Origin of the sequence: Mucilaginibacter arboris (genome assembly GCF_009754915.1) — a bacterium.
Classification (GTDB): Bacteria; Bacteroidota; Bacteroidia; order Sphingobacteriales; family Sphingobacteriaceae; genus Mucilaginibacter_A; species Mucilaginibacter_A arboris.
Genome location: NZ_WPIK01000058.1, coordinates 1 through 812 on the forward strand (window position 1 = coordinate 1; position 812 = coordinate 812).

The 812-nt window shown below is 40.3% G+C and carries 1 protein-coding gene; it reads right to left on the reverse strand.

From position 1 onward, the window contains the following. The coding region (locus GO621_RS18700; protein ID WP_157569930.1) for an IS982 family transposase at positions 1-785 on the reverse strand (785 nt) is incomplete at its 3' end. Positions 786-812 lie beyond the last annotated feature (27 nt).

Sequence of the window (812 nt, forward strand, 5' to 3'; positions counted from 1 at the left end):
ATTTTCAGCAGCCATCCTTTAAAAGTTACCGCATGGAGCTTTCTAAGAAATAAGCCTTTGATTTCGCTAATTGTCGTTTCTATTCTTTTACGCATACATTCTTTGATAAAGGCTGCACTTACGCTGTCTATTCTTTTTGCATTTGATTTTCTATGCACTTTCAAAGCGATCAGATCAGTTTCCATAAGTTGATCTTCGATCTCATAATTGGTATAAGCCGAATCTGCAAACACCTCGCTCTCAGCAGGCAGTTCCATTGGTAATTTCTTTAAAGCCTGTGCATCATGTTCGCTGCCCGGAACGAAGCCAAACTCAACCGGAATACCATCTTTGGTAACCAGTAACTGTACTTTTACCCCATAAAAGTAACGGCGCATGCTGCTCTGTTTGCCATGCCACTGCTTGCCTTGCAATATTTTAGAATTCGCAATACGAATGTTATCGCAAACTGCTACCGGAAACGAATCCAGCACATAGCTCATCTCACAGCTGACATACTTAAAGTAATAACCAATCTGCATGAAAAGACTGTATATAAGCTCCGCAACCTGATGTAACCTGCGGTTGAAACGGCTCTTGTCCAGTATTCCCGGTATCATTCCTGTCATTTTCATAAACTGCCTTGCTTTGTCCTGATGGCCACCGAAGTATAAGGAGGAAACTATCGCTGTAGTGATGACCTCACTATCGCTTACCTGCCTGCGGCCGTCTTCATAATGGTTGCTTGTTTTTAATAGATCATCTATAAAACAAAATATTCCTATAATTTTATCCTTTGTAAGCATCTATTAGAGTTTTTTAGTTGTGGTAAA